The following is a 6,000-nucleotide window of genomic DNA, read 5'->3' as shown; positions in this document are numbered from 1 at the left end:
AAGTCTCTCCGACCGCACCATCATTGAATGAAACCCAGCTTTTTAGCTGGGTTTTGTTTTATCTGGAATATGCAAATCTGATAACCCCGTCACCAAGTATTTCTCCCTATCTAATCACTTCATGACTTTTTTATAAGACAATGTCTGCTCCATTTTCTAATTGAGTATGACTACCCTATGAAAAACCTCACTTTAACGATCGGTTGCTACACGGATACGCCAAGTAAAAGCCAAGGCGTATATCAGGCTCAATTAGACTTGGAAAACGGAAAGCTATTACCTTTAGATCTCGTTGCAGAGTGCACTAACCCGTCTTTTGTCGTAGCAACCGAGCTTGGTATCTATACCGCGTCTGAAGTTGATCAGCCAAAACAGCCACAGTTAGTTCATATACCTAGCCCTAACTCAAAGGCGGTTAAGAACTCCGGCACTATCGCTGGTGCTCACCCTTGCCACATCGCAATTGATCCTAGCCACAAATTTGCTATTACGTCTCAATACTCATCCGGCTCATTCGATATTTTTAGTTTAAGTATTAATGGCAATATCGATAAGCGACTCAAAACGATTGCTATGGTGGGTTCAGGGACTAACAAAGAACGCCAAACAGCTCCACATGCTCATCAATGTCTGTTCTTACAAAATTCACCACAATTTGTCACCGTCGACCTTGGTGCTGATCGAATCAACTTCTATTGCTTTGATGAAGAGCAAGAAGAGTTTCTAGACGAACCTATGCAATCTATTAAAGTTCCTGCGGGCAATGGACCTCGTCACCTCGTCTTCAATAAAGATGAAGACAAAGCCTATGTGATCTGTGAGCTCTCTGAAACGATACTGATGATGGAAAAAACTCTTGGGAACTGGAGTATTGTCGAAGAGATTGACGCGCTCCCAAATGTGGAAAAAGGAGAGGCTACAGCTGCAATAAAGCTATCGCCGGATGAGCAATTCCTCTATGTATCATGTCGACACCAATCGATGATCAGTTGCTTCAGAATCGAGCCTACAACGAAAATGCCTATTTTTATTGATAGCTATAATACTGAAGGCAGCTTCCCTCGTGATTTTCATATTACTGACTGCGGACGATGGCTTATCGCAGCAAACCAACACTCCAACAACATCACCTCATTCAAGCGAGATAATGAGGATGGATCTTTGGTTTATACAGGATACTCTTTAGAGATCGACGCACCAGTTTGCGTTACACAGCAGTTATAACATTCAACACCATACAAAAAAGGAGAGCATCTGCTCTCCTTCTCTATATAGATAACCTGAACTAATAAATTAAAGACCTAAGGCGTATTTCAATACTTGAGTTTTAATCGGCCCAGAGTTTTCTGCTAATTTTAGCGCAGCATTACGTACAAACTTGAGCGGACCAATGTCGTTGCTGAATGTCTTGTAGAAGAAATCCATGCCACTCTGCATCATTAGGTTGTCGCCTCTTCTCATCACTTCATAGCGTCTTGCTACAGACTGATTCAATTCACCCTTTTCTTTGGTGGAATGCAACAGTACTGATACATCTTTGAAGCCTAAGTTAACACCCTGCCCAGCCAATGGGTTAATCGTATGCGCAGAATCCCCGACTAAAATACAGTTATTCTTCGAATATGATTGAGCATGACGTCGTATCAGAGGAAAAGACCCCGAATTCAAGACTTTGATATCACCTAACTCTTTAGGAAAGTGAGTAAGTACTTCGTTACGTAGTTTTTCAGGGGTCATTGCTGACAGTTGCTTGATACGCAGTGGAGAGTCATACCAAACTAACGAGCCCTGCCCGACTTCTTGATCGTCAGAGGTTAGAGAACACAAAGGCAAAAATGAACGAGGGCCACTTGGTAGGAATTGCTGCCAAGTAATATCTTGCTGAGGCTGTTCTGTTTCTACGTTGATAAGCATACAGTGTTGTCGATAATCCCAAGCCGTAATACCAATTCCAGCTTGTTGACGAACGGCTGAATTCGCACCATCAGCACCAACCACCCACTTCGCGGATAGCTCTCCCCCTGATTGAAGCTTAACGATATTGGTTTCACCAAACTCAATCTCATCGAGCTTTTCTGGACATAACAGTTCTAAATTTTCATAAGCATCAAACTGAGACCATAAGCCCAATTGAATGAGTCGGTTTTCAACAATGTAGCCTAAACGAGGCAAATCAAGTGACTCTGCATCAAACCGAGTACGACATTCTGGGTGCTCCCACGTCTCTAAGCGCTTATAAGAACATACTCGCATCGCTTCTATGTGTTGCCATGCGCCAAGATCGTTAAGCAAATCGACCGATGCTTGAGAAATAGCGGAAACACGAATATCCATCGCTTGTGACTCATCAAAAGCTTGTGGAGCAAAACCTTCGATCACCGCAACACTCAGACCTTGCTTTGCAAAACCAATTGCTGTTGCTGCACCAACCATGCCGCCACCGACTACTACAATATCGTAACTGTTCATATTTTGTACTTATCAGTTTGATTCTTTGACTGTTTTTGATTGTACTTTTTCATAACTAACTTGTAACCAAAAACCTTATTCGAAAAAAGGGTTATCCCTTATGGCATATGGCGTTAACGATAATAAAAACCACTACATAAGAGATTTGTTCAGACTACTAGTCAGTCGGTTTTGAAACCAGTACAATACGCCGCTTGCCGCTAGAGCCTGTCATAAAATTGAATACCGAATTATGACAAACAGGGCTAGTGGATGAATAATGGGCGATTTGCTCCCTTAAATTAAACTAACGATCGAGCGAACATATAATGAGTAAGAAACTGCTAATTAAAACTTGGGGCTGTCAGATGAATGAATATGATTCATCAAAAATGGCCGACCTGCTTAACGCTGCAAATGGCTATGAGCTAACTGAAGTACCTGAGGAAGCAGACGTACTACTATTGAATACTTGTTCTATCCGTGAAAAAGCGCAAGAGAAAGTATTCCACCAGCTTGGTCGTTGGAAAACGCTGAAAGATAAAAAAGAAGGTGTGGTGATCGGTGTGGGTGGCTGTGTAGCGACTCAAGAAGGTGATCACATTCGTCAACGTGCACCATACGTAGACGTTATCTTTGGCCCACAAACATTGCACCGTTTGCCAGAGATGATTAAATCATCACTGTCTAACGAAAAGCCAGTAATGGACATCTCTTTCCCAGAAATCGAAAAGTTCGATAATCTGCCAGAGCCAAAAGCTGAAGGCGCGACAGCATTCGTTTCTATTATGGAAGGTTGTTCTAAATACTGTACTTACTGCGTTGTACCATATACGCGTGGTGAAGAAGTTAGCCGTCCGATGGATGATGTACTGTTCGAAGTTGCTCAACTTGCAGAGCAAGGCGTACGTGAAGTTAACCTACTGGGTCAGAACGTAAACGCCTACCGCGGTCCAACACACGAAGGCGATATCTGTTCATTCGCAGAACTGCTTCGTCTTGTTGCTTCTATCGATGGTATCGACCGTATTCGTTTCACAACCAGCCACCCGCTTGAGTTTGGTGACGACATCATTGACGTTTACAAAGATACACCTGAACTAGTGAGCTTCCTTCACCTGCCAGTACAAAGTGGTAGTGACCGTATTCTTACAATGATGAAGCGTCCACATACGGCGATCGAGTACAAATCTATTATCCGTAAACTGCGTAAAGCTCGTCCTGACATTCAAATCAGTTCAGACTTTATTGTTGGTTTCCCTGGTGAGTCTAAACAAGACTTCCAAGATACAATGAAGCTAATTAAAGAAGTTGATTTCGATATGAGCTTCAGCTTTGTCTTCTCTCCTCGTCCAGGTACGCCAGCAGCAGATTACCCATGTGATGTACCAGCACAAGAGAAGAAAGATCGTCTGTACGAACTGCAACAAACGGTAAACACACAAGCAATGCGTTTCTCGCGTCTAATGTTAGGCACAGAGCAACGTATCCTTGTTGAAGGCCCATCAAGAAAGAACCTAATGGAACTTCGTGGCCGTACAGAAAACAGCCGTGTTGTGAACTTCGAAGGTTCTGCAGACCTAATCGGTCAGTTCGTAGATGTGAAGATCACTGAGGTTTACACCAACTCACTACGTGGTGAGCTAGTTCGTACAGAAAAAGACATGGGGCTACGCGTTGTTATGACTCCAGCAGAAATGATGGAAAAAACAAAACGTGAAGACGAGCTAGGTGTAGCAACATTTACGCCATAGGCAATACAACTGTTTGAGCACAAAGCGCAAACACAAAGCTTGAAATTACCTAACTAAGTGACCATCTTAGAAATAGGGATATCACCATCAGAAGCCCGGTCTAAATCGGGCTTTTTGCTCTTTTTTTTTATTTAAGAGTGAGTGGCACAAAATGAGAGGCTAATTTGAGCAATAAAATCGTTACCTTAGAGATAAATCTAGAGCCAGCAGACAACAAGCGCTTGGCAAGTTTATGCGGGCCATTCGACGACAACATCAAACATCTTGAGCGTCGTCTGGGCGTTGAGGTTAATTACCGTAGCAACTTTTTTACGATTGTCGGTAAGCCTCACACGACAGCCGCAGCTTTAGACATCATCAAACACCTCTATGTTGAAACGGCTCCAGTTAAAGGCAACATAATCGATATCGAACCAGAACAAGTGCATCTGGCGATCACCGAGTCTGGCATTTTGGAGCAACACGTCGAGTCTGAAATAAACTACGGCAAAGAAGTGACCATTAAGACTAAAAAAGGCGTCATCAAACCTCGTACGCCAAACCAAGCACAATACCTAATGAACATGGTCACTCATGACATCACTTTTGGTATTGGACCAGCCGGTACAGGTAAAACATACTTAGCCGTTGCTGCAGCAGTTGATGCACTTGAGCGCCAAGAGGTTCGCCGAATCCTACTGACTCGCCCTGCTGTTGAAGCTGGTGAGAAGCTTGGTTTCCTACCGGGTGATTTAAGCCAAAAAGTAGACCCATATTTGCGTCCACTTTACGATGCACTGTTTGAGATGCTTGGCTTTGAGCGAGTCGAGAAGCTGATTGAACGTAACGTGATTGAAGTTGCACCACTGGCGTATATGCGAGGTCGTACGTTGAATGATGCGTTTATCATTCTTGATGAGAGCCAAAACACCACGGTAGAACAAATGAAGATGTTCTTAACCCGTATCGGCTTTAATTCACGTGCTGTGATCACTGGTGATATTACGCAAATCGATTTACCTCGTGGTGCAAAGTCAGGCTTACGCCATGCGACTGAAGTGCTCAGTGAAGTGGATGACATTAGTTTTAACTTCTTCATGTCTGAAGACGTCGTTCGTCACCCTGTAGTTGCTCGAATCGTCAACGCCTACGAGAAGTGGGAAGCGAAAGACCAGAAAGAACGCAAAGAGTTTGAAAAGCGTAAACGTGAAGAGCGCGAAGCCAAACTTCTTGAGGCTCAGCAGGCCGTTACGACACAATTAGCAACACAAAATAGCTCTGTAATTGCAGAACAAGGTGATAAATAGATGTCTATTGAACTAGACCTGCAATTAGCGGTCGAAAATGAGCAAGGTCTTCCAACTGAGCAAGATATTCAGATTTGGCTGGACAAGACAATTCCTCAGTTTCAAGAGAACGCTGAGTTGACGGTTCGTATCGTTGATATACAAGAAAGCCACCAGCTCAATCATGAATATCGTGGCAAAGACAAGCCAACTAACGTGTTGTCTTTTCCATTCGAGGCTCCTCCAGGGATCGAGTTAGATCTACTTGGCGACCTCATTATCTGCCGCCAAGTTGTCGAAAAAGAAGCAGAAGAGCAAAGTAAGCCTCTGCTAGCACACTGGGCTCATATGGTTGTACATGGCAGTCTGCATCTGCTAGGTTATGATCATATCGAAGATGATGAAGCTGAAGAGATGGAGTCACTCGAGACAGAAATCATGCAATCTATGGGGTTTGAAGACCCTTATATTCTAGAAAAGTAAACTGATTCTAGTAAAGTAGGTTGCAGAGAAACAATAACTCATCGAACCTG

5 protein-coding genes are annotated in these 6,000 nt (G+C 43.4%); 4 read left to right on the top strand and 1 reads right to left on the bottom strand.

Features of this window, described 5'->3' with window-relative positions:
- The first annotated feature begins 177 nt into the window (after positions 1 to 177).
- Entirely contained in the window at positions 178 to 1,224 is a 1,047-nt protein-coding gene (locus FTW16_RS13330) for a lactonase family protein (RefSeq protein ID WP_146491399.1), read from the top strand.
- A gap of 69 nt (positions 1,225 to 1,293) precedes the next feature.
- On the opposite strand, the gene FTW16_RS13325 is transcribed toward FTW16_RS13330, so the two are convergent.
- Complete coding sequence (locus FTW16_RS13325) at positions 1,294 to 2,469, bottom strand: 2-octaprenyl-3-methyl-6-methoxy-1,4-benzoquinol hydroxylase (RefSeq protein WP_146491398.1); 1,176 nt, start codon at positions 2,467 to 2,469, stop codon at positions 1,294 to 1,296.
- 308 nt (positions 2,470 to 2,777) lie between these two features.
- Between FTW16_RS13325 and miaB the strand changes: the two genes are divergently transcribed.
- The 3 genes from miaB to ybeY all read left to right on the top strand — a co-directional run bounded on the left by miaB (position 2,778) and on the right by ybeY (position 5,950).
- Positions 2,778 to 4,202, top strand: a complete 1,425-nt coding sequence (gene miaB / locus FTW16_RS13320) for a tRNA (N6-isopentenyl adenosine(37)-C2)-methylthiotransferase MiaB (protein ID WP_060983373.1) — start codon at positions 2,778 to 2,780, stop codon at positions 4,200 to 4,202.
- A 164-nt stretch (positions 4,203 to 4,366) separates the two neighbouring features.
- The gene (locus FTW16_RS13315; RefSeq protein WP_146491397.1) at positions 4,367 to 5,488 is read left to right on the top strand and encodes a PhoH family protein; all 1,122 of its coding nucleotides are present in this window, start codon (positions 4,367 to 4,369) and stop codon (positions 5,486 to 5,488) included.
- Positions 5,489 to 5,950, top strand: a complete 462-nt coding sequence (ybeY, locus tag FTW16_RS13310) for an rRNA maturation RNase YbeY (protein ID WP_146491396.1) — start codon at positions 5,489 to 5,491, stop codon at positions 5,948 to 5,950.
- Positions 5,951 to 6,000: the final 50 nt, after the last annotated feature.

The organism is Vibrio sp. T20 (assembly GCF_007858795.1).
GTDB classification, from domain to species: Bacteria; Pseudomonadota; Gammaproteobacteria; order Enterobacterales; family Vibrionaceae; genus Vibrio; species Vibrio satsumensis.
Note: the sequence above shows the minus strand (reverse complement) of the source record. Positions and strands in the feature narration are given on the sequence as shown.

Coding starts and splice junctions, on each gene's coding strand:
- FTW16_RS13330 (WP_146491399.1), top strand. CDS start 178: ATGAAAAACCTCACTTTAACGATCGGTTGCTACACGGATACGCCAAGT.
- FTW16_RS13325 (WP_146491398.1), bottom strand. CDS start 2,469: ATGAACAGTTACGATATTGTAGTAGTCGGTGGCGGCATGGTTGGTGCA.
- miaB (WP_060983373.1), top strand. CDS start 2,778: ATGAGTAAGAAACTGCTAATTAAAACTTGGGGCTGTCAGATGAATGAA.
- ybeY (WP_146491396.1), top strand. CDS start 5,489: ATGTCTATTGAACTAGACCTGCAATTAGCGGTCGAAAATGAGCAAGGT.